The sequence below is a fragment of the Flectobacillus sp. BAB-3569 genome (assembly GCF_002270355.1).
Lineage (GTDB): Bacteria > Bacteroidota > Bacteroidia > Cytophagales > Spirosomataceae > Flectobacillus > Flectobacillus roseus.
On sequence record NZ_NJFZ01000033.1, the window covers coordinates 1 to 26,908 of the forward strand.

The following is a 26,908-nucleotide window of genomic DNA, read 5'->3' on the forward strand; positions in this document are numbered from 1 at the left end:
ATCTTCTTGGCTTTACCACCTATCCACTTTGTGCCCCTGTGCCTTTGTCACATTTCATCTTCTTGGCTTTACCACCTATCCACTTTGAGCCTCTGTGCTTTTGTCACATTTCATCTTCTTGGCTTTACCACCTATCCACTTTGAGCCTCTGTGCCTCTGTCACTTTGTGCCTACTTTATTACATTCTGTGGCGTTCCGTTCATAAAACCTTGGATATTTGTTTTCAACATTGCTACAATTCGCTGGCGTGCCTCAAAGCTGATCCACGCATTATGAGGGGTGATTAGGCAGTTTGGAGCAGAGAGTAAAGGATTACTTTCGGTAGGGGGTTCTTGTGAAAGTACATCAAGTGCTGCACCAGCTAATATTCCTTCCTTTAACACCTCTGCTAAATCTTTTTCATGAATAAGTTGCCCTCTCGAAGCATTTACTAAATAGGCTGTTCGTTTCATTTTTGCCAGTAATTCTTTGTTGACAAAGCCTATATTTTCGGGTGTTGATGGACAACACAAGGCAATAAAATCGCTCTCTGAAAATAGCGTTTCGAGTGGTACGGCTGAATAAGGCAATTCCTCTTTTACGGTTCTTGAAGCATAACAAACCTTCATTCCAAACGCTTCTGCAATCTTCGCGGTTTGTTGTCCAATTCTTCCCATTCCAACAATTCCTAAGGTTTTTCCTGCTAATTCAATGATTGGAGACAATGAAAAACACCAGTCTTGTGCTGAAGTCCAAGCGCCATTTGCCACCGCCTGACTATTTTTTCCAACATGATTACTCAGTTCTAATATGAGTGCAAAGATATGTTGAGCTACCGAGGCAGTTCCGTAGGCAGGAATATTACTTACTACAATACCTTGAGCAGTGGTGGCTTGTGTGTCGATGATATTGTAACCTGTAGCTGCTACCGCAATCATTTTTAATTGGGGTAAAGCTGCGATAGTTTCGGCAGAAAAAGGCGTTTTATTGGTAATAACTATATCTGCTTCTTTACAACGCTCTACAATGTCAGCAATGGGCGTTCTTTCATAAAAAGTCACTTTACCAAGACTGTTGAAACAATCCCAAGCAAGGTCGCTGCCATGCAAAGTAAAACCATCAGTAATAACAATATTCATAGAAATAGGAACGATATAAGAATGAGTGTTTGTGAGTGCTGAATTGAGAGTGTTGAATTGTGAATTTTTAATGTAAAAACATTGATTATCAGTATTTTAGGTTGTCTGTTCTGCTGAACGCTCATAGCAGATTGCTGAAAGCTTAAAAATACCCACTAACCTATTTCAACTTCTCATTTTCATGATGTCGTGTGGCATCTCTTTGTGTTTTCTTTGCAAGGTTTTTATCTAACGCTGCTGTCAAATCAACACCTGTTTGGTTGGCTAAGCAAATCAATACAAATAATACATCCGCCATTTCGTCGCCAAGGTCTTTATTTTTATCTGACTCTTTTTCAGACTGTTCGCCATAACGACGCGCAATGATACGGGCTACTTCGCCAACTTCTTCTGTTAGCATCGCCATATTTGTCAATTCATTAAAATATCTAACGCCAATGGTTTTAATCCATTGGTCTACGGTTTCTTGAGCTTCTTTGATGGTCATTTTGATAAGGATTTTATTATCTAAACTCCAACGTTTATTGTTTGTTTTTGGAATCAATTACAATAGTCACAGGACCATCGTTGATAAGTGCTACTTTCATATCTGCGCCAAACTCACCTGTTTGGATAGATTTTCCCAATTCTTTTTCAAGTTGAGCAATCATACTTTCATAAAGCGGGATAGCAATATCAGGCTTGGCTGCTTCTATAAAACTGGGTCTATTTCCTTTTTTCGTGGAGGCATGTAAAGTAAACTGACTAATTAATAAAATATCACCTTCAATAGCCTTCAGGTCGAGGTTCATTTTACCTTCTTCGTCAGAAAAAATACGCATACCAACGATTTTTTTAGATAACCATTCTACATCTTCTTGGGTATCGGTATGAGTAATGCCCAGTAAAATCATAAAGCCAGCGCCGATAGAACCTTTTACGTGGTTGTCAATCGTTACGGATGCTTCGGATACTCGTTGTATAACTGCAATCATGAATTTTTAGAAATAGGGATTTAATTAATTGGCTTTAGGCAATAGGCACTAGGCAACAGGCACAAGGCAAAGAGTGTTAAAATGTTTTTTAGTCAGGATAGATATGTTTTTGCCGAATGCCCAAAGCTGAAAGCCGAAGGCTCAAAAATTAGATTTTATTGTACGTACTAACTTAAAAGGTCTTTATATTTTCATAAAAAACACCTTATCTCATTAGCTTAGGGCTTTCAGGCATGGGCTTCTGAAAAAAGTACGTCTGCGGTTGTTAATTTTTTACACTCTTTGCCTAGTTCCTAATGCCTGATAACTTAAGTAATCGTGCACAATTAGATTTAACTTATGAGTTTAGGCACTAGGCAACAGGCACAAGGCAAAGAGTGTTAAAATGTTTTTTAGTCAGGATAGATATGTTTTTGCCGAATGCCCAAAGCTGAAAGCCGAAGGCTCAAAAATTAAATTTTATTTTGCCCACCAACTTATATAAGCATATAAACAATCAGGAAGTACACTCCATAACCTAATAAGTCATTGGTAGTTGTAATAAATGGGCCTGAGGCTACGGCAGGGTTAATGTCAAATTGGTTGAGTACCAAAGGCGTAATTGTTCCCATAAAAGAAGCAAGCATTACAATCGAGAAAATCGAAAGTGACATAACCAATGAAATGGTATTTTCATGTTCTAAAACTAAAGTACCCAAAAACGCAAATGTCGCAGCGATAAGTCCGTTGAGAAGAGATACTAATAAAACCTTTTTTAAGCGCTCTGTCAGCGAGGTATCTATACCTGATTTATCGGCCAAACTTTGTACAATCAATGCCGATGACTGAATCCCAACATTTCCACCCGTTGAACCAATCAAAGGAATGAATGCGGCTAGGGCAGGAGTTCTTGCTACTTCGCCATCAAAAACACCAATGATTTTTGCTGCCAAAAAGCTTCCTGTCATACCTATCAACAACCAAGGCAATCTCGAACGTACCAACTTCCATACCGAGTCATCTTCTTCCACGTCCTCCGATATACCCGCCATGGCTTGTACATCTTCATGCGCTTGTTCAGTAATAAAATCCACCACGTCATCAATCGTAATACGACCAAGCAAGCGTCCTTGAATATTGACAACAGGCACGGCATCCAAATCGTATTTTTGCATAATATCTGCTACTTCTTCGCCCGTAGCCGTCGTTTTTACCGATACAATATCATCGGTAAAAATATCGGCAATTTTAGAACCACGTTTTGCCAAAATGATTTTTTTGAGCGAAGCTCTTCCTAAAAGTGTTCCTTCGTCATCTACCACATATACCGAATACACATTTTCGACATCCTCTGCCTGACGACGAATTTCTTCTACACATTCAGTTACACTTTGTTTTACGTTGATTTTTACCAGCTCTTTTTGCATCAAACCTCCTGCACAATCTTCATCGTAGTGTAAAAGGTCAATAATAAAGCGAGCTTGCTCTCGGTCGCTAACCAAGGCTATTACCTCTTCACGAACATTCACAGGCTGTTCGTTGAGGATATCCACCGCATCATCTGAGTCGAGCAAGTCGACGTATTCCGCAATTTGCTGTGAGGTAAAGTTTTTGAGGAATTTCTTGCGGTCATCTGGGTCGAGATTAATGATAATTTCGGCAGCCAGTTTGGTATCGAGTAGTGTAACCAGATAATGAGCTTCTTCTCCTTCAAGCTCATATAAAATATTGGTAATATCAGCAGGAAATAGCTCTTCCATTTCGGTACGGATAAACTCGTTATTCTGTTCCGAAATGGCTGCCTGTATCTTTTCTAGGTACTCTTTCGTTAGCTCAAAAGGCAGATGTTGATTCGTTAATTCCATTGCTGAAGTGATAAAATGTTTAAATTAAGGGATAAAGAGAACAGATACAAAGAGACAAAGTGGAGGTTTGGGCTATGTATGGGCATTCGGCACTTGGCTATGGGCACTCGGCATAATGTTGCTAAGCTGTTTAGCCTAGCTCATAATGCTTCATGTAGAGCAGATTTGGGCTGTACGAAAGAAAGATATTAGGTTACCCGCGATAGGCATTAGGCTATATGCCATAAGCTAAGAGTATTTCTAATAAAATCATTAATACATCTTTTGCCTAAAGCCTATTGCTTATGACCTAAAGCGTATTAATGCAATTTTGTTTTCAAGACAAAACTAATTTTTCGTACAAGATTAATAGCAGAAATTCCGAAATCAGGAATCTCAAATCCACAATTCTACATTAAGTCCTCGGGGTTATTTTCATCCTTACCTTGAAATTCTTTTCTATAATAAGTACTCAATAAAAGAAAAAGAGAAAAAAGGATTGGCCCAAATATAAGTCCTGTAAAACCCCAGAGTTGTACCCCGACGATTACCCCAAAAAGCGTAATCAAAGGGTGAGTATCGCCTAATTTGTTTTGTAACCAGATTCTAAAAATATTATCTACCGAACCTATAACAAAAAAACCGTAAAGTAGCATAATGAAACCTCTTACATTTTCGTGGCTAGCAAACAATAAGATAGATACTGGAATATAGGCCAATGCTGACCCCAAAATAGGAATCATTGAAACGATACATGTCACCAAAAACCATAAAACTGCATTGGGAACACCCAAAATTAAATAAATCAACAAACCTGTAACGCCTTGAACTATCCCAATCACTGGAATACCGATGGCGTTAGAAAATACCAGTTTGTTGACTTCGCCTAAAAGCTGTTCAGAGTTTTCTTGGTTGAGCGGAAAAATCTTGACAAGTGTTTTATCTAGTAATTCTCTTTCACGCAACATGAAATACAAGATGAGATAACTCAAGAAAATACCCGTTATGCCATTAACAGCCCCATTGAGAAGCTGTGTAGCGCTTTGTGTAAGCCATGAAAAGACTTTGTCGAGCGACTTTTCATCCAATAAGTTCACCTGATATTTGACTTCAATTTGTTCGACAAAACCTTTTACAGCTTTGAAAAACGAACTGTATTGATCCAAAGCAAGTGTATGACTATGGAATAAAACTTGTCCAACAAAGTACAGAGGAAGTAAAAACATCAAGAAAGAACCAAGCATCACAATAACAATGGCGATGATTCTTGAGAGTTTCCATTTTTCCTCCATTTTTTTACCCAACCTCCTAATAAAATATAAAGCGTGTACGCTCCCAACAGCGCTGGAATAAAGCTACCGAGGTGCGTAAACAATAAGCCTCCGAGTAACAAAATACTCAAGATGAGGGCGATTTGTCTTAATAGGGTGTTGGATAAAACGTCAAATTTCATAATTATTCTTGCTCTTCTTCGCCAGATTCTTCTGTTTCAGGACTTTCAATAACCTTTGTGCCAATCATGTTGGTAAGTTCCACAAACTCGGCTACACCCAATTGTTCTGCACGTTTGTTCAATAAAGGGTGGTCAGCGATTTGCATAGCACGCAAGGCATTACGCAAAGTTTTACGACGCTGATTAAAGCCCATTTTTACAACGGCAAAAAACTTTTTCTCATCACAGCCTAAGTCTGTAACGCCATTGCGGCGCAAACGAATTACGCCCGAGTTTACTTTTGGAGGCGGGTCAAAAGCCCCTGGTCCTAAAGAGAAACTGTACTCGATGTCATAAAAAGCCTGAAGCAATACGCTCAAAATACCGTAGTCTTTATTGCCAGGTTTTGACGCAATACGCACAGCTACTTCTTTTTGGAGCATTCCCACAATCTCAGGAATCATATCTTTATTTTCTAAAACCTTGAAAAAGATTTGAGAAGAGATATTGTATGGGAAGTTTCCCACGATTCCAAAAATTTCATTGCCCATAAGTTCGTTCAAATTCAAACGCAAAAAGTCAGCAGAATGAATTCTTGGAGTCAATTCAGGATAATGCACCTTAAGATACTCTACAGATTCTCTGTCAAGTTCGACAACAGATGTTTCGTATTCTTTATGTGTTAGTAAATATTGTGTTAAAACTCCCATGCCCGGGCCAATCTCAAGGACTTTTTTGTATCCTCCGTGGCAAGACATCAGCTCTACGATACGTTGAGCCGCCGATAGGTCGCGCAAGAAATGCTGACCTAGGTTCTTTTTTGCTTTTACCTTGTCCAAATTATATGAGTATCTTTTGGTTGCAGAGAGTGTCTCAAGTACACTACAAGATGCAACTGTAAATTTATTCCATAAAATTACGGCGAATTTTGTACTTTTAAGGTATAATGATACCGAGAAAATCATTTGATTGAATACTTTCCAATCACAATCTCCTAATCTCTAGTCTGATTAATTATGCGTTGGTCTCACAAAACAAAAGAAGAACTCATTTTAGAAATTCGTCATCTCAAAAAAGAACTACACGTTTTAGAGAGTAACGAAAAAGCAAATTCGGCTGCAGGTAATACCGTTTTTGATTTACGAAAAACCGTCGATAGTATGAACCTCTTCGGGATGATTCTGGAAGAAGATGGTACTATTGTTTTTTGTAATAGCTATGCGACCAAATTATTAGGTTATACATCTGAAGAATTAGTTGGGGAAAATTTCTTTGAATTTTTGGTGTCCGAAGGCGAGCGTAATGCTCGTATTTTGGCTTTTGGTACTGCCATGGAAAATGGAGGGGTATTTGACCAAAAAGAAAGAACGATGCTTGCCAAAAACGGGCAAATGCGTCATGTGGAGCTCAACTCCGTGATATTTAATGATTTTGACGAAGCAAAATATCTCACCATCATTGGCGAGGATATTACTGAGCGCAAAAAGGTAGCAGAGGCGCTTTCTCGCTCCAACTCTCAGTTGCAAGATTTGGTAAATAATACCTCCGATTTAATTCAAATCATCAGCATATCGGGTCGTTTCTTGTATGTCAATAAGTCATGGCAAGAAAAAATGGGTTACGAGTCTGACGAGCTGGCGAGTCTCAATCTGCGTGATGTATTGCACCCAGATTTTGCAGACGAAACGCTCAAGAAATTTGAACGAATCAAGAACGGGGAAAAAATTGCCGATTTCGAAACCGTTTTCCGTCGCAAAGATGGTCGCCGTTTGTATTTGTCTGGTTCGGTTAACTGTCGTTTTGAAGGTGATAAAGCTACGGCGTTTCGTTGTATTTTTCACAACTCAACTGCCAAAGTTCGTGCCGAGCGTGCATCCAAACTGTATGCAAGTATTGCTCAAGCTGCGATCAATTCGACCAATTTGGATGATTTGTATTCAAATATTCATAAAGAACTAGGCGAAGTAATTGATGTAAAAAACTTCTTTATTGCTCAATACGACCCACAGCAAAGCTATTTATATTTTCCTTATTATGTTGATGAGTATTTCGACAATCGTGTACATTTTACCAAGCGTAAATTAGGCAATGGTCTGACGGAATATGCGATTGCTGCCAATCGCCCATTGATGTTGTACGACGAGCAAATCGAGGAGCTAGGGCGTTCGAAACAGATTTACCTGTACGGAACAGTGCCGAAGGTCATGCTTTGCGTACCGCTCAAAATTGGTGACAGAACTACGGGTATCATTGGAGTGAAGTCCTATGAGCGCCAAAATAAATATGAGCAACGAGATTTGGAATTGCTCGACTTTATTTCGGGGCAGGTGGCGTTGGCAATTGCCCGTAAACAAGCAGAAGATGCCTTAGCACGCGAAACGGCTCGTTTGAATGCCATTTTTGAAGGTAGTTCGCACTTAATGTGGTCGGTCAATCGCAAAATGTTGCTGACATCTTTCAATCAAGAATATTCTCGTTTGCTTGAAAATCGTATCAAAATTCGCCCTCAATTAACTTTGAGTACCGAAAAATTAGGTTTTCAAATGGTGACCAAAGAAGACCGTAAAATACTGGAAGATAGATATAAAGAAGCTTTTAGAGGCGAGAAACAACATTTTGAGATTCAGCTCGAAACCGTCGAAGGCGAAGAGAAATGGGTAGAAATTTACCTGAATCCGATTTTGCTTAAAAACGGCATGATTGAAGAAGTATCAGGTATTGGACGTGATATTACCGACCTCAAAAAGTATCAAGAAGACATCGTAAAAGCCAAGGATGAAGCCGAGCGTTCCTTGAAGGTTAAAGAACGTTTCTTGGCGAACATGAGCCACGAAATCCGCACACCTATGAACGGTGTCATCGGTATGATTGACTTGCTCAACGACACCTCGCTTGACGAAGAACAAAAGGATTATGTATTGACCATCAAAAAATCATCCGAAACGCTATTACATATCTTAAATGATATTTTGGATTTGGCAAAAATCGAGGCAGGTAAAATGGTCTTGCATGAAGCGCCTATTGTTTTTCGAGATGTATTTGATAGATTATTGGCCTTATTCTCTCAAATCGCAGCTAATAAAGGTAACCGAATTCATTGTAATTTTGGATCAAATATCCCTGAATATGTCATTGCCGACGAAACTCGTTTACTACAGATTTTGTCAAACCTTACTTCGAACGCCTTGAAATTTACCGAAAATGGTACGGTAGATATCAATGTGAGTTTACTTGAAAAACGAGGTAAATTCAATAGGATAAAGGTTGAGGTAAAAGACTCAGGAATTGGTATTACCCAAGAAAACCTTAAAATGCTTTTCAATGCCTTCCAGCAGGTAGATAACTCTACCAAGAAATCATTTGGAGGAACTGGTTTGGGATTGGCTATTTCAAAAGAGCTTTGTCGCTTGATGAAAGGGGATATTGGCGTTATGTCTGATTGGGGACATGGTAGTACTTTTTGGTTTATTATCGAAATTAAGCAGACAGATATTAGTCCTGTTTCGGTGAAAAAGAAAGAAGAGCAATTCCAAGTAGTAAATCATTTTAAAGAATACCATCCTCACTTGTTGTTGGTCGATGACAATGCCACAAACCGTAAAGTAGCCAGTGAAATTTTACGCAAATCAGGTTGTGAAGTGATTACGGCCGATAGCGGTACACGAGCCATACAGTTGGTAGAAGCCTCACACCTCGACCGTGCGTACGATATGATTTTTATGGATATTCAAATGCCAGAAATGGATGGTGTCGAAACTACCCAGCATTTGAGAAAATTATCTATAGATTTACCACCAATCATTGCCATGACAGCTTACGCCATGAAAGAAGACCGTGATCGCTTCTTGGCAGCAGGGATGAATGACTATGTGGCAAAACCCATCAGAGCAGAAATTTTGGTCAGAAAAGTACAAGAATGGATAGACCGAAATGCAAGTAAACGCCCACAACAGCCTAAGGTAATAGAAATAAAACCAGAGCCTGCGGAGGCAAAAGTAGAAGTTCCTGTAATAATTGAGACACCAGCAGCGGAGCATCCCAAAGCAGAAGATGCAACCGTTTCCTTGATTTCAGATTTTCATGTATCAGATATTTTTCCTGTGATAGATACTGAAATCATTAAACAATTGTCTGATAGTGTGGGTGGAGATATGGAATTTGTCGCTTCGATTTTGGAAGGATTTGAAGCTGAAGCTGAAGAACAAATCCAAAATGCGATAGAGGGATATTATGAAAATAACTGCAAAAAAGTACAAGGCGAACTTCATACGCTCAAGGGTAACTCTGGAACACTCGGTGCTTCGCGCTTGCATGAAATAACAAGGCATATTGAAGTCAAAGCTAAAGTTTGTGATTTCCAATATTTTGAGTCAGAAATGAAAATTTTACAAACCGAATTTGAGCATTTCAAAGAAGCCTACAAAAAGCTCAGCTAACAATTATCAAAACTGCACAAGAGCTTAAAGACTTGTGCAGTTTTTTTATTTGAAGCATTGATTATCAAAAGAAGAGTGATTATTCACCCCATAAACCCCAAATTCATCCCAAACCCTATCCTGCCTATGCCTTTGAGGGGCTGGCTGGCGTTATATTTAGAGATAAATCAATTTATCGACTATTCACTTTTATCTCTTGTATAATCATGTGCTTTTCTAATACTCCAATCACTTTTTGCTCAACGCTTTTCAATAATCTTTGCTGCTCTCCAACTATTGAGCTAGTCATTTTACCATCCAACGAGCATTTATTGGCATACATCATTTAATTGTATAACAGTCTTTGAGCAAGGCCTAATTTAGACCTATATAACGGGGCTTGTATTCTTCTGACATTCAACCAATTTTCTGAAGTAACAAACGTTATACTATCGCCAACTATCCATCTTTTTCTAAAGGAAATAAAATAGTGTTTTTTGTCCCAAATCGGAGACTTAACTCTTTGACCTTGAGTGACTCCTGATGACAATATAGCTATTGGTGGATAGCATCTTTTCAATCAAACAAAATAAACTTGGTTCACTTTGTAATAGGTGAAATGTTAAAATTCAAACAGTCAAAATTTATGGGAAATCAAAGAATCACTGCGTCTGATTTATTCTTGGGAGCTTTAGCACTTCTATTGGTAAGTGTAAGTTTTTATCAAACTTGGCAAGGATTAGAGCAGATTTTTGGTCATGCGGCTATCGTTATTTCGCTTGCATTGTCCCTGTTGTTACTTTACTTATGTTGGTTGCTTCGTGAAGCTAAACTTACGGGTCGCCCAACAGGCAAATTGATGGCAGTGTATTCGTTTATTGCGCTATTTTGTTTTATGGCAAACTTCAATGCTTTGTACACACGTTTTATGCGTACCGATATTTATACCGCCGAATTACGTGATATTAATGCTCGTTTCGACAAGCTAGAAGCGGATGTGAATGCCAAATTCAACTATAAATATGATAAAGCGACTGCTCAGAATGTAGAAACTAAGAAAAAGCAATTGATGGAGCAGATTCAGGATAAAGGAAATCCTGGCATGGGAAATCGTGCTCGAATGTTGATAAAGGATTTGGAAAAATTATTGGGTCAAAAAGTTGATATTCTTCGTCCTGTGGGTAATGACTATGCCGATTTGGCCGACCGTATGGGCCGACAAATAGATGGTATCGTTTCTGACCTTTCGCCAGAGGAAGCTAAGTTAAAAACAGATTTGAGTGCAGCTACTAAGAAATGGAGCGATAAGATTCAGGAGATATTACTGTTACCTAAAAAGGACAAAGACGAACAAGCGCAAGGTGTTATTGACCAGTCTTTGGCAGAATACAATAAGCTTGGACAAAAAGCTACGAATATTTTAGGAGAAGAAAAATTCAAATTCGAGCCTAAAGAATCAAATACCCAAGATATTGGTAAAATCGGCTATGCCTTCGACCATGCCGTTCAAAACTTTGGCGTATATCAGTTGGTCGTGTTGTTGGGTTGTATTCTTCTCGATTTTATCATTCCTATTATTTTGCTATTGGTTACCAAACCAGGCGATAATAATAACAATGGCGGAAGTGTATTTACCCACAAAAGAAGTGGAAATGTACTGATTCCGAATAACTAAAATTGCATTCGTCTGCTTTAGGCAATAAGCCGTAGGCATTAGGCAAACCTTCTATTCATGAGAAATACTTTTTGCCGAATGCCCAAAGCTGAAAGCCGAAAGCTAATAGGGGCTATTGCAAATGATTTTAACTTAATTTTTCTCCATGAATAACGATAAAAAAATATTAACTCCCATCAGTACAAAATCGCCAATGGATAACGACAGCGATTTTGTACCTATGGCTCAAACTACTTCTCCTTCTATACAAATGCAGGATAGTAATTTTGTGTTTTTCTTTGGTACTGCCGAAAGTGGGAAGTCGGTGATTTTGTCTTCGATGTTGTATTATTTAAGTTCGCAGGCTGGTGTTTTACGTCCCAAACTTGATACGCCCAATAGCAAAGAAGCAGAGGTTTTACTTTTTGATTTTTTGGATAATATCCGAAAAGGAGTTTTACCCAATCGTACCACCCGTGACCGTGTGACACGTATTGATTTGATTTTTGAACCTAATAATAAATCCAAAAAAGTACCGCCTATCAAGCTAACTTTTTTGGAAACTTCTGGCGAAAATCACTACGAAATTCGTCGTGGAGGCAATTACCATAGCAGTATCGACGAATACTTGAATGCCAATATTCCTCTTAATTTTATTTTGGTAACAGACTACGACACTGCACACAATGACGATGCCTTGATGATGAGCTTTTTGAACGAACTCGAAAGAAAAGGAAAAAGTCTGAAATCAGTCAATGCTATTCTAGTAGTATCCAAATGGGATAAGTCGGGCTCGATGGGTGTGTCGAGTGTCGAACAGCTCGATAATTTTATTCGTGACCGTATGCCTATGACTAGCCAACGAATGGATACTTATGGCTTAAATAAATCTTTTTACACAATCGGACATATCGAGAAGAACTCGATAGGCGAGGAGCGACTTACTAAGTTGAACCTCCAAACCGCAAAAGTATTGTCCGAATGGTTGTATCGTAGCATTGTGGGTGTCGATATCAACTATGAAGGTACATTCTGGGAAAGATTTTTTGGCAAATAAACCACTTGACTATGTCCACTTCGATTGATTTATTGGCATTTGGTACCTTTGGAATTCCTAACGGATTTAAGCAAACCTTCTTTTTAAATAACCCGAATTCTCGCTATTTGAAGTCATTTGACCTCAATACCAATGCGATTACAATTTACCCTCAGGCAAATTTGTATTCGATTAGAAAAGAAGTTGCCAACGGTGCCAAGGCTTTGTCTTATACTCAATATTCGTTTGCACGCGAACAGCACTCCGATAGAGGAGGCACTTTTATTGGGTCGAGTATTACTTTTTTCAACACCAATTGTGAAGAGCCCTTGGTGATTTCATGTCTTGACGAGTTTCATGCTGATATTATCGCCGAACAGCGTAATATTATCAATCATGTGCTTCAAGTAAAGCATTCCGACGAATTGATTGTTCGTGAACCCAAAGACCTCAACAAGCTTGACTTGAATTTTAAAGCTTTAGATGTCACTTTATTTCAAAAAACAAGACATAATTTTCTGGTAGTTTATTGTGATTTGTCCTCAGAATTAAATCTGTTTTTACAGAAAAGTGGCTATTTACTAAGCGATTTTGATACTATTTATTTCACCGACTCGGTCGATATTGCCAATTACGTAATTGAAAAAGGCTTATATACTTTTATCAATTCTGAGCAATTTTTAGCAGAAATAGAAAAACGAAAAGCAGCGAAGGATATAGAGCGTTTTGAACAACAAAAAAGTAAAAACCCTTCTTTTCAGAAAAATAAAAGTACTTTACCTGAGAAGAATACTCCCGAAGAAATCACCCCAAGAAATTGGGATATATCTTTTTTAAAGAAACAAAGCAATCAAAATAAGCTCATTGCCGAACACAATGACTTGGTCAAGAAGTATAATGAGTTAAAAGCACAACTCAAACAATTATCCAACAGTAAGCCCAAAACGGATAATCCCTTCGAATCACCCGATATCAGTTATCCTGAGGAGGAGGATTCCTCCATACTAAGCTCATATCAATTTTGGAGAGGCTTGTCCATCATTTTGTTGCTTACCTGTGCATATGCGGGCTATCGAGAATATGAGCGATACAATGCCGTATCAACGGCTCCAACTATAGCAGTAACACCAGTACTCCCAGCGCCCATTCCGGTAGCGCCTCCAAAGGTAGAAATTCCACCTTTGAATCCTTTGCCGAAATCAGTTTTGAAAGAAAAAGATATAGCCTATACTTTCAAAAATAGTACGATTCAGAATCAAACGGCAGATAGCGTGGTGAATTTGATTTTTGCCAAAAATAAAACAGATATTACTAGCATATACGGGAATCAAAAGCCAGCTTACAAAGCCGAACTTATCAAAAGAAACCCTGAATGTTTTAAGGATGATAAAGTGATTTGTACTTCTTTAAAGAATATTCCGTCTGCTCAATAGGGGAGATTTCCACATCAGATTACGGGTGAATAAATTCACCCGCTAATTGGAAGTATTAAGCGTAACTAGTCCAAGTCCTCAGACTTGGACTTTCTTTTTTATGAGTTTTCAAACTCATAGACCTTCTATCGTTATACATTTCCATGATTCCTGTCTTGTATTCTCCAAATCCATATAAATAAATCGTGCTCAAATCGTATATTTGAAGAATTAGGAGAAACGTGCTCGTACGAGTGTACACCCAATGCCGTCTCCTCTATCCAACAAAAACTATAAAAAAATAACAATGCGTACTACTACAAAAATTCAATTGATGGTTATGATGTTCCTGATGTTTTTTACATGGGGAGCATGGTATGGTCAAATGGGTAAATACCTAATCGTTGGACTTGGTGCTAGCGGTGACCAGACAGGGAATGCCTATGCCACTTTTTCAATTGCCTCTATTATTGCCCCATTTTTTGTGGGAATGATTTCTGACCGTTATTTCTCGGCACAGAAAGTAATGGGTGTACTTAATATCATCGGCGCAGGGATACTTTATTTCTTGATTCAGACAAAAGATCCAGATGCGTTTTTCTGGTACATTTTGGCTTATACCTTGTCTTTTGCACCCAACTTGGCGCTTTCGAGCTCAATTGCCATGAACCAAATGCAAAATCCTGAGAAAGAATTTCCATCGATTCGTGTATTGGGTACGATTGCTTGGATTGCGGTAACCAATATTGTTGGGTATTATGCCATTGGTGACAAGGTTACTATCTTCCAAATTTCAATGTTTACCTCTTTAGCTTTAGGTATTTTTGCTTTCTTTTTACCAGATACTCCTCCAAAAGCAACAGCCAAAGCCTCTTCTTTAGGGGAAATTTTAGGTACAGAGGCATTCGTTTTATTCAAAGACCGTTCGTATGCTATTTTCTTTATTGCATCGGTATTAGTTTGTATTCCATTGTCATTCTATTACGCTCATGCCAACCTTTCGTTGACAGAATCGCACATGAGTAGCGTTGAAAACAAAATGTCCTTAGGGCAAGTATCAGAGGTATTTTTCATGTTGTTGATTCCATTTGCTTTGTCAAAATTTGGTATCAAAAAAATGCTTATTGTTGGATTAGTAGCATGGATTATTCGTTTTGTTTGTTTCGGATATGGCGACGGTATTAGCTCAGAATGGATTTTATATTTAGCTATCGTATTGCATGGTGTATGTTATGATTTCTTCTTCGTAACAGGTCAAATCTATACAGATAACAAAGCAGGCGATAAAATCAAAAACTCAGCACAAGGGTTAATTACCTTGGCAACTTATGGTATTGGTATGGGGATTGGTTCAAAAATCTCAGGTATCGTATTGGATAAATTCTCTACAACAGATGCCTCTGGTGCAGTTACGCACGATTGGACTTCGGTTTGGATGGTTCCTGCAGGAATTGCGGCAGTTGTTTTGGTGTTGTTTATTGTGTTCTTTAGTGAAAACAAAACTAAGGCAGCCTAAAACTTAGTAAGATATAGCAGAAAGCCCTCAGAATCAATGTATTCTGAGGGCTTTTGTTTTGATATTAATCAGCAAAACTACCAATGCTTATCATATTGATTCTCAGTTTTTTGGGTAAAATTTGTTAAGGGAAAAGGAAATAGGAAAGCTTAAAGATTGAGGTGATTTTCTTAATCCAACAAAAGAAACCAAACCGTAACAAAACAAAACACAATACAGCTATGAAAAAGATTCTTGTGCCAACCGACCTTAGTGAAATTTCTTTAAAAGCATTAGATGTCGCTGCCGATTTGGCAAGAAACAATGGTGCTGAGATTACCTTGTTACAAGTCAAAATATTTCCTTCAGCAAGTTTAGGAACGTATTATTCGATGGGTGTGGCGGTTCCTTTTGATACAGCTTGGAAAGGTGTTTTGGACGATGCTCAAAAAGAATTAGATGGACTAATTACTAACCCTAAGTTTTTGGGCTTGAAAATTAAAGCGGTAGTAGAAGAAAGTGTTGAAAACTTCGAATCGACTTTACTTAAGCATCACGCAGATTTGATTGTGATGGGTTCTACAGGCGCTACAGGCATTAAAGAAATGTTTGGGGGCTCACATGCTGAATCTGTCGTGCGTCATGCTAATTGCCCAGTATTGGTCATCAAAGGAAATCAAGAGGAATACCATATTCAAAAAGTATTAGTAGCAACCGATATGGAAAATACTGACTTTATGAAAAAAGCTTTTAAATGGTTGAATATGCCCGAAATAGAGTATCATTTTGTATATGTCGACACCGCCATGCGACAAATCAATTATGATGCACTGAAGGAGGATATGAAGAAGGTAGCTTCGAAACTCAAATTAAAAAATTACCATTTTGAGATTTGGGATGGTGCCAATGTCGAAGAAGGAATTTTGGATAGTGCGCATCAAATCAAAGCAGATTTAATCCTTATGTACACACACGGACGCACTGGTTTGGCACATTGGTTTAAAGGAAGTATTGCCGAGGATGTAGTCAATCACTCTGATATACCAATCATGACGCTTTCATAATCAGTCTAATAACCCTTAGAATACCCATTATACCATTTCCACTATTATTTAAAATTGCTAAAACGGTTTTGAGAAACTAGTTTCTCAAAACCGTTTTTTATTAATTCATTAATTAACAAATGATAAAGCATCGCTTTGCCTGATTTTGTCAATGTATTCTTGTATTTTTAAAAACTCTTAGAATTGTATAAAAATATATGTAATTACATATATCCTTTTTTGTTAAGCAAGTCTCGCTTGATAATATTTTTTTTTATATTTGTGTTCGCCAACGTATGAAAAATACAAGCTACTTTTCCCTAAGACTAATTAGGTAAATAGTTCAAATGGGAGATTGAGATATTAAGAGATAACAATACGTAACTGATTATTTTTCACCACTAATAAAATAGTCATTCTTTAATTCCGAATTCTTATTATACTTATCTTAAAACTTTATTAATGAAAACACACAACGCACTATGAAACGAGTTGAAGATAGAATCAGGGTACTAATCGCTGAGAGGGGGATGACTCTTCTTCAATTAGCTATTCAATCTAATATTACAGAGGCAACACTTCATGCCATTCTCAATCGAAACGATGCAAAATACTCACAATTAATACGCATGGCACGTACTCTAAACGTGACTGTAGCTTATTTGATGGGTGAATCTGAAATCCAAAATATTTCTGACGTACAAGAAACACAGGCAGGATATGTTGTGTTGAAAACCGAAGAGGTTTTGGATATGCAACGCAAGATTATAGAATTGCAAGCCAAGTTATTAGCTAAGTTGACCGAAAGCGAGGTTTAATCCAAGCAATTTTTCTTCATAAGAAAGAAAACCTTCGGTTACTGCCATATTAGAAAGAAAGCTGCTTAAAAGACGTATATCCTTGTAAGTCAGCCAATCATATAAAAAGCCAAACAATATACATTGTTTGGCTTTTTGTGGTTTTAGACAAAATAGCAAATTGGGTGTTAGTTGTAAAAACGGAAAATGCTATTAGTTTTGAGTAAAAAGAAGTTATTCGTTAACTGTATATCTGTTATCAAAATAAACTCATAATCTGAAGTATACTATCACTATACCGCAGATATATTATCAATTTTATTTTTCTTACTACTTCAATTAGTATGCAAAATAAAATTTAAGGTTTTAGCTTTCGGCAAAAAGATATCTGTAGTTAAAAAAACACGTTAAACTCTTTGCCTAGTGCCTGTTGCCTAAAGCACACTTAACACTTAACTGAGGTTAAATTAATAATGTATCTGTCGGTATGTTGTTGATTATAAGAACTTTCAAATAACGAATATACCATTAACCGTTAACGTTTTTTAACCTATTACCAATAAATCGGGCCTGAACCAAGATACTTTTCTGCAATTGGCAAATAGTATTCTTTCATTTCGTCAAGGTTATAGATTTTTGGACATTTAGTATATAAGTCGTACTGATTGAAATCCTTAATCCATTCTTTGTATTGCTCGTCTTTTTTACTTAGTAGTTTTGTATAACTACCTCCTGTATGCCAAGGATAAAACGAGTGGTAACGTACCATTGCCATACCTGCCTCTGGGATCGTATTGTCTTTATGGTTTTGCAAAACTTGAAACAAATACTCATCGTGTCCCCACGCCAAATGTAAGTTGTCAAGCCCACAACCTTCTTCATATACACCTAACTCAGTATTATATCTTTCGTCGTGCATGTCTGGATTCAATTCGTTGAACTCAGGATAAACACAAGAATCAGGGAAGCGACAGCCTACTACAAAAACATCACCAACCAAGCCCCATTGTTCTGCTTGTGAAGTACCATCTTCGTCTGAGCCCCAAAGGTACATAGCTTTGCCAAGGTCATGAATCAAACCAACCAACTGCATCCAGTCTGGGCGACCTTCAGCACGCATACCTTCTGCCGATTGAAGCAAATGTTGTACGTTAGGTAAATTCAAATCTGGGTCACTTACGTCAATCAAGGCATTCAACTTTTCCATAGCTTCCCACAAGTGCATAGGCTTGTCGAAAGTAAGGTATTTCTTTTTCATTGCCTGTACGTAATCGTAAGTTTGTCTGGTGCGCATTTTGCGATAGTGCTCTTTTACGGCAGCAGTAATGTCGCCTTGGTCGTAGTTACGAAACTCAGATTTTTCTTTCACTAATACATCTTCCATGGTATGATATTTTTCTTGTTTATTTACCTATTTTTCATCGAAAAGGAATATTTGATACTAAGCTACTGAAGAAATTTTGAAAAATCATGAAATATTTCGTGAAATCGATTTCAAAATAAAGTACAAATAAAAAGCCCCAAACCATACTTGATTTGAGGCTTTTCTTAGAAAAATACCATGAAATTGGATTACACGTTGATTTCGCCAACCATGTTTTCAGGTTTTACCCACTGGTCAAATTCTTCAGCAGTTAGGTAACCTAAAGCAATAGCCGTTTCTTTCAAAGTTGAACCGTTTTTGTGAGCTGTTTGAGCAATCTCAGCAGCTTTGTAATAACCAATCTTTGTGTTCAAAGCAGTTACCAACATCAACGAGTTGTTTACGTGTTTTTTGATATTTTCGTGTAATGGCTCAATACCCAAAGCACACTTGTCATTGAAGGCAACACAAACATCACCAATCAAACGAGCTGAGTGCAAGAAGTTATAAATCATTACTGGTTTGAATACGTTCAATTCAAAATGACCCATTGAACCACCAATGTTGATAGCTACGTCGTTACCCATTACCTGAGCAGCCACCATTGTCATAGCTTCGCATTGAGTAGGGTTTACTTTTCCTGGCATAATTGAAGAACCTGGCTCGTTGTCTGGGATGTAGATTTCGCCAATACCCGAACGAGGCCCCGAAGACAACATACGAATATCGTTACCAATTTTCATCAAGCTAGCTGCTACAGTTTTCAAAGCACCATGTGCTTCAACGATAGCATCGTGAGCTGCCAAAGCTTCGAATTTATTTTCAGCAGTCACAAATGGCAAACCTGTTAGGTCAGCAATGTGTTTAGCTACGTTTACATCATAACCTTTTGGTGTATTGATACCTGTACCAACGGCAGTACCACCCAAAGCCAACTCTGATAAGTGAGCCAAAGTGTTGTTGATAGCACGCAAGCCATGATCTAACTGAGATACATAACCAGAAAACTCTTGACCTAAAGTCAAAGGAGTTGCGTCCATGAAGTGAGTACGACCAATTTTTACAACATCTTTGAAAGCCTTAGCTTTAGCATCTAGTGTATCGCGAAGTGTTTTGATACCCGGAATGGTTACTTCCAACAAGATTTTGTAAGCTGCAATGTGCATTGCAGTTGGGAAAGTATCATTTGAAGATTGTGACTTGTTTACATCGTCGTTCGGATGAACAAATTTTTGTTCGTCAAGCAATGAACCACCATTTACTACGTGAGCACGGTAAGCGATTACCTCGTTGCAGTTCATGTTTGATTGAGTACCCGAACCAGTTTGCCAAACCACTAATGGGAATTGGTCATCTAATTTACCTTCAAGAATCTCATCACATACTTGAGCGATAAGGTTTTTTTTCTCTTCAGGCAATACACCAGCGTCGAAGTTAGCAAACGCTGCTGCTTTTTTTAGGTATGCAAAAGCCTTGATGATTTCCTTCGGCATCTTGTTGATGTCCTGAGCAATCGGGAAATTCATGATTGAACGTTGGGTCTGAGCTCCCCAGTAAACGTTGGCAGGCACTTGCACCTTACCCATCGTGTCTTTTTCTATTCTATATTCCATTGTCAAATTGAGAATTGGTAATTGGTTTCGCTAAACTTGCGTTATAGGAAGAATAAATCACGCAAAGGTACACTACAAATGAGTTGAATGAGAATGATTTTTATTTTTTTGTGGTAAAAATCGATAGGTACGACAAGAGGGGTGTTTTTCGGGATGTTTTACAAAAAAACTACTTATCAAATGTTTTTACTTAGTAGAAAATCCCTATATTTGAATAAACAAAAATCCCAGGTAACCATATATTTACCTGGGATTATAACTCTTGCTTAATTAAAAACAAGAGAGTGGTGTTCCACTTTTTTCACCTTAACTAAATTAGTTCTTCTGATCTCGAGTTTGCTCGAGGTTCAATATCTTTGAGCGTTGTTGGTTGATTTGTTGCTGCAAATCAGCCACTTTAGCTTTGTTTTCTTCTATTGATTTCTTGTCAGCATCTACTTGTTCTTGCGATTTGGCAATGCTTCGCAATGAACGCTCAATGCGTTTTTCAAGTTTTGTGTTTGCGATTAGGAGTTTGTTGAGACTTTTCTGACTTTTATCTAAAGACTTACTGTCTTCTTGCAAAAGACCAGAAAGGTAATTGTACTGGTAGCGTGATAAGAAGTTTTCTAAATTGCTTGAAAGCTTCAAAACTTCCTCTGGAGTATAGGTTTGACTCGAGGTTTTTTCACTTACTGAGTTTGTATACAAATATACATTAAATATTCCTTTCTCCACTCTACTTTCTTCAACATATAATATACTATTTACAGTAGCAGTAGTAATATCACTAAAAACAACGTTGTCGGCGATAACTTTATTGCTTCTGCGCTTAGTTTTTGCATGATAACTATTTTCTAAATACTCGCACCATGCTTTTAAAAGGCTTTTTTTATCACCTTTTGTACTCGAAGTAAGTACGGGCTTTCCCTCATACATACTTTCGGTCACTTTTTGACTAAAACTTAGATTACTGATAGATATTCCTATAAATAGGACACAAGCAAAGACTGTTCGTTTAATATTCATAAGCTTAAATTTTAATATATTTTAAGTAAAGAATAGTAAACGCTTCAATCATAGGCAATTGTGTTTATTTGTAAAAGTGTAATCGTTTTAAAAACTACTCTAAATTTAGAAGTTTAGACAATAGTTTTTTTCATTACAAACTTACAAGCCAAGTATCAGCAAATCATTAGTAAAAGATTAGAAATTTATTAGAATTGTATAGCACTGTAGCTTTAAGGGGATTCTAATACCTATGTAAGCTGAATGTAATGTAAAATCGACATTTTGAGGAAACAGTTTTATGTCACTTAAAATGAATGATTTATGAAAAATATAAGTGTGATCATTCCTGCGTGGAATGAGGAGGTAACTATTTCGGAGGTAATAAGAAAAGCCTTTAACTCTAAATTAACAAAAGAAGTATTGGTAATTGATGATGATTCAACTGATAATACAGTTTCTGTAGCATTGTTATCTGGTGCCTGCGTGATTGGGAGTGCAGAAAAGGGAAAAGGAATATCTATGCAAGAGGGAGTCAGGTTGGCTACAGGTGATTATTTGGTTTTTCTCGACGCCGATATTCCAACCTATCCTGAAGATATCGTTGATTTGATGGCGAATCCTCTGATGGAAGGAAATATTGATTTTGTGAAATCATGCTTTGATAGGCAGGCTGGCCGTGTAACCGAGTTGCTGGCAAAGCCCTTATTAGATATTTATTTTCCAGAGTTAAATCAATTTTCGCAACCACTCAGTGGGATAGTTTCAGGGAAAAGAAGCTTTTTGGAAAATATTGTTTTTGAAAATGATTATGGTGTAGATATTGGCTTGCTCATAGATATGTACCAAGCTAATGCCAGAATTGCCGAGGTAAATATTGGCTATGTCGAAAATAAAATGAAGCCATTGCAATCCTTAGGAAATATGGCCAAAGAAGTCACCCGTGCTATTATGAACCGTGCCGAAGCAGATACGACTTATCATGCCGTTCCACATCAGTCGGTAATTGGTGGGCTTCGAGCAGAGCTGAATCCCGCACTCAAGCATAAGGTGGTGGTATTTGACATGGATAGGACCATTTTATCGGATAGTTTTATTCAAACTGCGGCACGCCATTTTGGTTTTGAAAAAGCCCTTCGGAAAATTGCCCTTGAGTATGTCAACCCTGTCATTAGAACCAAGGAGATTGCCAAATTGATGAAAGGACATACGATTGCTGAAATTATCGAGGTGTTAGACATGATTCCGATAACGCCAGATTTTGAACAAACAGTGCAGGCATTGAAACAAAGAGGTTGTATAATCGGGATTGTGAGTGACAGTTATAGTTTGGTAACGAATCACCTAATGCACCGATTTCAATTGGATTTTACGATGGCCAATGATCTAGAGTTTTGGAGAGGGAATACGACTGGTGAAGTTAAAATTCCTTCGGCTTTTTTCAGACACCACGAAGCCAAGTGTAAACACGATTATTGCAAAAGCCATGTAATTTCTTACGTGTCAGCTGCTTTGGGATTGACGCTCGATGAAATAATGGTGATTGGAGATGGCGAGAACGATATGTGTATGGTTCAAAAGGCAGGCTTAGGGTTTTCATTTTGTGCCAGCCATCCTGCGTTAGAATTAGTAGCCGATGTGGTGCTTCGAGAAAGAAGTTTTGAACCTATGCTCGCGTATGTAGAGTAGATTATGAACTATTGTGGATTTAGGATTGCTGATTTCGGAAGTGTAATCTTTTATGTTTTGTAAAAAATAGAGGTATTTTACTTTATTTCCGAAATCAAAAATCCCAAATTGCTTACAATCCTTCGTGCAGTACTATCATAAACAAGAAATGCTCCCCAAAGCGGGGAGCACTCTATATTTAGTGGAAGGTAATAAATCGTTCTAGTAATGAATTTTGAGTGCGGAGTTTGGATAACAGTATTTTTCCATATCTCCGAAAACCTCAATCTTCAATCCACAATCGTAAAGCTTCTTCTATTCCTCATTCACTACCATTTCTTGTGGTGTTTTCATAATCATCGTTCTAATTGGGAATGGAATTTCTATAGCTTCTTCTCTGAATTTCTTATGAATATCTTTTATAAACTCATGTTTGATTAGGAACTGGTCGCTGAAAGTTTTGGCTCTCATAATCACGGTCATTTTAATCGATGAATCATCAAAAGAATTAAATCTTACTATTGGAGTAAAATTCTCTACTGCTCCTTCCAATCGACTCATGGTGGCTTGTGCGACTTCGATGGCAATTTTTTCTACATATTCCAAATCAGAATCGTATGAGATGCCAATGCTGACTGTTGCGGGAGTTTCGGTATCAGGGAAATTATAATTTTTGAGAGCATTGGTCGAAATCTTCGAATTGGGAACAATCACAATATGGTTAGAGATTGTTCTAATGGTGGTATTTCGCCAAGTAATATCTTCAATAAAGCCTTCTTCGCCTGTCGAAAGCTGTACATAATCTTGCGGACGAATCTTCTTTGACACTAATAACTGCAAACCTGCAAAAAGGTTTGATAAGGTGTCTTGTAGCGCCAAGGCTACAGCCAATCCACTGACTCCCAGTGCGGTAAGTGCTGGTGCGACTGATACGCCAACGCTTTGTAAAATCATTACTAATGCACCAATATAAATGGCTACTCGAATGATATTAGTAATGATAGAGGACGTTGGCACAGACCCATTTACTTGAGGCATTTTTTGATTCGCCAAGCTGGTGAAAAAATTGGCACAGGCTTTGGCAATACTAAAAATTAAAAAAATATGAGCTATTCTGCCTGCATAGATTTGATAATGTCCTAACTCCGTGTTGTAATATTCCACACCCATTTCCAAGAAAATAGCTGCAAGTAAGGGCACAATATTGTTGTGGATACTTACCAATAAAATATCATTGAAACTCGCCTCTGAGTGAATAGTATCAAAGTTGCCATAAGCTGCCTTTACACGTCCTCGCCAAATGGTCTGAACTGCTTTGGCAATACCCACACCAGCACAAATCCAGCCTAAAAGAAATACTATTATAATCCAGTTTGATTGTATCATCATGTTAAAAATTGTTCGCTTGAGTAGAAAAGCGATAGATTGAAGAATAAAAAATTAGACTCAAGTATTTACCTGAGATAAAATATATACGATAAAATAGTGGAAAAGTTTTTTAATAAGTAGGAGTGATTGGTTTTGAATGCTGTCTTTTGAATTGAACATCATTTTTTGTGATGAATAAAGCTTTTTACACCGAAATAAGCTTCGAAATATGTATTGTTATCAAGTTTATGGTAAACTTGTTCTAAAAATACTAGACACTACTTAGCGTTATACTTCTTTACGTTTGATGATACAAAGGAAATACGCCAGACTTAAAGTCCAATTAATAAATAATTAGAATCGAATTAGATTGTCTAATGATAGAAAACCTTCAGGGCTTTATTTAAAAAAGCCCCAAATCAATAATTTAGCGCATTTTTATACAATTGTAGATTTGGGATTGCTGATTATGGAAATAAACTAAAATGCCTTTATTTGTCATAAAAATAGAAGCTTACACTTCCGAAATCCAACGAATAGGACTTTTGGTCAGATGTGGAATTTGAAATACCTTTGCTTGAATGTATTGTGGTGTAAATAGTTGTTTTTGAGTTGCTTACGATTTGGAAATGGGTTTCCGATAGCCGACACTAAGGTGCGGATAAGTTCCAAAGGTTGAGGTTTATTTCGTTCGCCCCACTTGCCACAACCCCATGTTGGTAGCCGTTATTCTTCTTCGTCCTCTTCGTCAGTTAGTTGAATAAAGTCAATAATTAGTTTTATTGGTTGTCCGTTTTTGTCAAGTCCAACGTACCGAGAATATAAACCGTCTCCCCAACCAGAACCAAACATTATTATGTTGGCATTTGCATTTGACGGTGTGTAATTTATCCAGTCTTCTCCTCTTGAACTCGCTGGTATATTTGCATTTTCTTTAAAATGACTTTCCAAGACATCCCTGTAAAAATTACCTTCCTTGTTTTTTGTGTCAAAATCAGCAATTTCTTGATTGTATAACTTCCAAGTTTCGTAGTCTGCAAAACAGCCAAGTCCGTTTTCAACTGGAAACATTCCATTCATTTTTTTCTCAAAATCGTCTGCTAATAAAGTTTCCGAGATTAGTGACAGTTCCCAAGAAACTGGAATTTCGTCTTTGAAGTTTAGTTCTGCATAAGCAACTCGTCCGCTATAACCCTCATAACCATCATCAATTCCAATGTAAAGGTAAACGGGATATTCGTCTGGCTTTACTGTCCAAGATTGAGGAAGTCCTAATTCTCGAAACACTGGGTCAGCGGAAATGATTTGTCCACTTGTTAATTTAAGATTTCCAGCGAAAAATCTATCATAATTTTTGTTGGTTTTTAGATTTTCAAAGTCTGAATAGTCAAACTCTATTTCTTCGTCAAAAATTGTTTGTTTGACTTTCTTATTCTGTACATCATGTTCGGTCCTCCCGAAAAATTTGTCAAGTAGTCCCATTGGTAATTATTAAGTCAGTTTGTCGATAGTTTCGGTTTTATCTAATGGCTGCCCACATCCCACATCCGAAATGGTTGTTTCTTGATTCCCTAAATCCAGTGTTTGCGTTTAAAAAACCACAGTACTGCGGTAGATGAAAGCATCATTAAAATCAATGCCAAATAAAAACCATAGGGATGCAAAATGGTTGGCATGACTTGATAATTCATTCCGAAAATCCCAGCGATGAGCGTAGGAGGGAGGAAAACGATGGTTACAACTGTAAAGATTTTAATAATCTGGTTTTGTTCGAGGTTGATCAAACCTGTAAATGTATCTTGAAGATACTCCAAACGCTCAAAATTGAAAGTGGTATATTCCGTCAAGGAACTAATATCTTTCAACACAATCCTTAATCTTTCACGGTAACTTTCTGGAAATAATCTACTTCGTTGAATACTCGACAATACACGCTGTTTGTCGATAATACTTTCACGAAGCATCATAGAGTTTTCTTGTAAAGTGTTGATTTTGAGTAGTATTTCTTGTTTTGGCTTTTTTTCGTTGGAAAGTGATTTACTGATATTGGTAATTTCTCGTGACATATTTTCCAGCAAATCGGCATCGGCTTCGATGCGTGTTTCGAGCAATAACAAGAAAATATCAATACCAGTCTCAAAAGGTTCTACATATACACGCATCTTTTTTACAGTATCAGCAAAAGTTTTTGAATCGCCCTGACGATAGGTAAATAAAGTAGTATTTTTTATCAAAAACGAAACAGGATAACTATGATAGCCATGCTGGTCTATTTTAGAAAAATTGGAGTTGGCTACCATCATATCGCCCTGTTCAAAAAACGGGCACTACTTTCAATCTCCACAATTTCTTGCGGAGTCTGAAAACTAACTTGGCATTTGCTTTCTATCCATTCTTCCTCTTCGGGACTTGGCGATTGCAAGTCCACCCAAATCACATTCGGAATTTGCGAGAGCATTCTCACGTCGTTTTCCTTTCTGATTTGTTTTTTCTCCTTATAAAAGATTCTTACCATGTCAGTAGTTGTTTTGGCGTTGGAGTCATATCCAAGACTTGTTCAACACTCGTTGCATTTAGACAACCGAGATATAGTTTATGATTTAGGTTAGCTACTAATGAGCTTCTGAAAATATAAAACATCCTACATTAATACAAGCAATATACGGGTTTTTGGAGGGTACTGTAGGGTATCAACTCAGAAAAATCCTAT

Annotated in this window: 22 protein-coding genes; 8 read left to right on the forward strand and 14 right to left on the reverse strand. The window is 37.5% G+C overall.

Features of this window, described 5'->3' with window-relative positions; genetic code table 11:
- Positions 1-170: 170 nt before the first annotated feature.
- The 7 genes from BWI92_RS23225 to rsmA form a co-directional block, all read right to left on the reverse strand.
- Positions 171-1,118, reverse strand: a complete 948-nt coding sequence (locus BWI92_RS23225; RefSeq protein WP_095167338.1) for a D-2-hydroxyacid dehydrogenase — start codon at positions 1,116-1,118, stop codon at positions 171-173.
- Positions 1,119-1,278: 160 nt separating this feature from the next.
- Complete coding sequence (locus tag BWI92_RS23230; RefSeq protein WP_095167493.1) at positions 1,279-1,605, reverse strand: nucleotide pyrophosphohydrolase; 327 nt, start codon at positions 1,603-1,605, stop codon at positions 1,279-1,281.
- Positions 1,606-1,639: 34 nt separating this feature from the next.
- Positions 1,640-2,092, reverse strand: coding sequence for a D-aminoacyl-tRNA deacylase (gene dtd, locus BWI92_RS23235; protein ID WP_095167340.1), 453 nt, complete (start codon positions 2,090-2,092; stop codon positions 1,640-1,642).
- 476 nt (positions 2,093-2,568) lie between these two features.
- A complete protein-coding gene (mgtE, locus tag BWI92_RS23240; RefSeq protein ID WP_095167495.1) occupies positions 2,569-3,915 on the reverse strand; it encodes a magnesium transporter in 1,347 nt (448 codons plus the stop codon).
- A 410-nt stretch (positions 3,916-4,325) separates the two neighbouring features.
- Entirely contained in the window at positions 4,326-5,207 is an 882-nt protein-coding gene (locus BWI92_RS23245; RefSeq protein ID WP_095167342.1) for an AI-2E family transporter, read from the reverse strand.
- Positions 5,159-5,368 (reverse strand): hypothetical protein, encoded by a 210-nt coding sequence (locus tag BWI92_RS27080; protein WP_141234894.1) that lies wholly within the window; start codon positions 5,366-5,368, stop codon positions 5,159-5,161. Before BWI92_RS27080 ends, BWI92_RS23245 begins: the two co-directional genes overlap by 49 nt.
- Positions 5,369-5,370: 2 nt before the next feature.
- Positions 5,371-6,186: a 16S rRNA (adenine(1518)-N(6)/adenine(1519)-N(6))-dimethyltransferase RsmA gene (gene rsmA, locus BWI92_RS23250; RefSeq protein ID WP_229363498.1), complete on the reverse strand. Its 816-nt coding sequence runs from the start codon at positions 6,184-6,186 to the stop codon at positions 5,371-5,373.
- Positions 6,187-6,363: 177 nt separating this feature from the next.
- Between rsmA and BWI92_RS23255 the strand changes: the two genes are divergently transcribed.
- The 7 genes from BWI92_RS23255 (at position 6,364) to BWI92_RS23285 (ending at position 17,220) form a co-directional block, all read left to right on the forward strand.
- The gene (locus tag BWI92_RS23255) at positions 6,364-9,783 is read left to right on the forward strand and encodes a PAS domain S-box protein (protein ID WP_095167346.1); all 3,420 of its coding nucleotides are present in this window, start codon (positions 6,364-6,366) and stop codon (positions 9,781-9,783) included.
- 625 nt (positions 9,784-10,408) lie between these two features.
- A complete protein-coding gene (locus tag BWI92_RS23260; protein ID WP_141234895.1) occupies positions 10,409-11,437 on the forward strand; it encodes a hypothetical protein in 1,029 nt (342 codons plus the stop codon).
- Between the two features lie 145 nt (positions 11,438-11,582).
- Positions 11,583-12,473, forward strand: a complete 891-nt coding sequence (locus BWI92_RS23265) for a hypothetical protein (RefSeq protein WP_095167352.1) — start codon at positions 11,583-11,585, stop codon at positions 12,471-12,473.
- Positions 12,474-12,484: 11 nt separating this feature from the next.
- The gene (locus BWI92_RS23270; protein WP_095167354.1) at positions 12,485-13,885 is read left to right on the forward strand and encodes a hypothetical protein; all 1,401 of its coding nucleotides are present in this window, start codon (positions 12,485-12,487) and stop codon (positions 13,883-13,885) included.
- Positions 13,886-14,171: 286 nt separating this feature from the next.
- The gene (locus BWI92_RS23275; protein ID WP_095167356.1) at positions 14,172-15,380 is read left to right on the forward strand and encodes a nucleoside permease; all 1,209 of its coding nucleotides are present in this window, start codon (positions 14,172-14,174) and stop codon (positions 15,378-15,380) included.
- Between the two features lie 221 nt (positions 15,381-15,601).
- Positions 15,602-16,423: a universal stress protein gene (locus BWI92_RS28375; RefSeq protein ID WP_095167358.1), complete on the forward strand. Its 822-nt coding sequence runs from the start codon at positions 15,602-15,604 to the stop codon at positions 16,421-16,423.
- A gap of 461 nt (positions 16,424-16,884) precedes the next feature.
- A complete protein-coding gene (locus BWI92_RS23285; protein ID WP_095167360.1) occupies positions 16,885-17,220 on the forward strand; it encodes a helix-turn-helix domain-containing protein in 336 nt (111 codons plus the stop codon).
- Positions 17,221-17,752: 532 nt separating this feature from the next.
- Here the strand turns inward: BWI92_RS23285 and BWI92_RS23290 are convergent.
- From BWI92_RS23290 to BWI92_RS23300, 3 genes are all read right to left on the reverse strand, one after another.
- Entirely contained in the window at positions 17,753-18,583 is an 831-nt protein-coding gene (locus BWI92_RS23290; RefSeq protein WP_095167362.1) for an inositol oxygenase family protein, read from the reverse strand.
- 188 nt (positions 18,584-18,771) lie between these two features.
- Positions 18,772-20,175, reverse strand: coding sequence for a class II fumarate hydratase (gene fumC / locus BWI92_RS23295; protein WP_095167364.1), 1,404 nt, complete (start codon positions 20,173-20,175; stop codon positions 18,772-18,774).
- A 315-nt stretch (positions 20,176-20,490) separates the two neighbouring features.
- Positions 20,491-21,183: a hypothetical protein gene (locus BWI92_RS23300; RefSeq protein ID WP_141234896.1), complete on the reverse strand. Its 693-nt coding sequence runs from the start codon at positions 21,181-21,183 to the stop codon at positions 20,491-20,493.
- A gap of 303 nt (positions 21,184-21,486) precedes the next feature.
- Between BWI92_RS23300 and BWI92_RS23305 the strand changes: the two genes are divergently transcribed.
- Complete coding sequence (locus tag BWI92_RS23305) at positions 21,487-22,851, forward strand: HAD-IB family phosphatase (RefSeq protein ID WP_095167368.1); 1,365 nt, start codon at positions 21,487-21,489, stop codon at positions 22,849-22,851.
- Between the two features lie 294 nt (positions 22,852-23,145).
- Here BWI92_RS23305 and BWI92_RS23310 read toward each other — a convergent pair whose 3' ends face one another.
- From BWI92_RS23310 to BWI92_RS28380, 4 genes are all read right to left on the reverse strand, one after another.
- Positions 23,146-24,219 (reverse strand): mechanosensitive ion channel family protein, encoded by a 1,074-nt coding sequence (locus BWI92_RS23310; RefSeq protein ID WP_095167370.1) that lies wholly within the window; start codon positions 24,217-24,219, stop codon positions 23,146-23,148.
- Positions 24,220-24,924: 705 nt separating this feature from the next.
- Positions 24,925-25,680 (reverse strand): DUF4241 domain-containing protein, encoded by a 756-nt coding sequence (locus BWI92_RS23315; RefSeq protein WP_095167372.1) that lies wholly within the window; start codon positions 25,678-25,680, stop codon positions 24,925-24,927.
- An 89-nt stretch (positions 25,681-25,769) separates the two neighbouring features.
- Positions 25,770-26,501, reverse strand: coding sequence for a CorA family divalent cation transporter (locus BWI92_RS23320; RefSeq protein ID WP_229363500.1), 732 nt, complete (start codon positions 26,499-26,501; stop codon positions 25,770-25,772).
- Positions 26,498-26,713, reverse strand: coding sequence for a hypothetical protein (locus BWI92_RS28380; protein WP_229363502.1), 216 nt, complete (start codon positions 26,711-26,713; stop codon positions 26,498-26,500). The genes BWI92_RS23320 and BWI92_RS28380 overlap by 4 nt, the downstream gene beginning before the upstream one ends.
- Positions 26,714-26,908 lie beyond the last annotated feature (195 nt).